Consider the following 1005-nt stretch of genomic DNA (forward strand, 5'->3'; position numbering starts at 1 on the left):
ATCGCGCAGGTCCTCCTTTTGAAGAAGGATGAATACGGCGACGACGAAGACGATACCGGCCGTGGCGACTGGCGACAGGACGGGAGACACGTATGTGGTCAGCACCGTCATCGGCGACAGTGCGGCTTGCGGCGCGGCTGGTTCGGCGCCCGGGAGCGGGCTCGTAGCCGCGGGACCGGCCGTACCGTCACCGTCACCCAACGTGAGGCCGAGCCTCTTCAGGATACCTGGAAAGCGATCGGTGGCATAGTTTCCGATCGCGCCGACTTTGGACTGGATCGTTGCTACGTATTCGGGCAGCTGGCTGACAAGGTGTGCCAGTTGGGTTCCGATGACGACGCCAATCGCAAGGAGCACTGCAAGGGCAAGAAGCGCCGCCAAGATCACCGATGCGATCCGGTTCACCTTCATCCGTCGCAGACGGCTGACGAGAGGACCGAGCAAGAACGACAGCAGCCCGGCAACGGTGATCGGAATCAGGACATCGCGAGCGAAATACAGAGCTACAACCGCGACAACGCCTGCCTGAAGGGCGAAAAGCGACTGGTAGCTCGGTGCAGACGTCGCGCCAACCGCGGGCGGTTCCGATGACCGTCGGACGGCTTCGGGTACGACATTCGGTTCGCCCATGCGTAGGCCACTTCTTGATTCAGACTTATGAAGGACGCCGCAGGGAATCCTTGGAGGAAATGCGCTTGGGTTCTCTCCGACAACTCGAAAGCTTGATGACGCGTTGTCACGTTTTTGAGAACATTCCGCTGTGTCCCCTAGTTCCAGGTTGCGTGCCGCTTCAAATATCAGCGAAGCTGCAACTTTCAGGCTTTGGGTACTGGAGCCTTTGGAAATTTGCTCGAGCGGTCTAGCGGACGTGTCTCCTTCCATCCAGAACGACCATCCTCACGCGCTCGTGAATTCTGCAGCATCGACTACCGTCATTCTTCTAGCCACAATGCTGCCATGTTCCGACTCCTGGCCGCTCGTAAGAATGCCCTCTCAGCCGCCGAC

Annotated in this window: 1 protein-coding gene; it reads right to left on the reverse strand. The window is 59.3% G+C overall.

Features of this window, described 5'->3' with window-relative positions; translation table 11 throughout:
- On the reverse strand, positions 1-630 hold a 630-nt coding region (locus tag ACZLZY_RS24880), incomplete at its 3' end, for an AI-2E family transporter (RefSeq protein ID WP_472936641.1).
- Between the last annotated feature and the right edge of the window lie 375 nt (positions 631-1005).

Source organism: Mesocryomonas lacus (genome assembly GCF_055730135.2).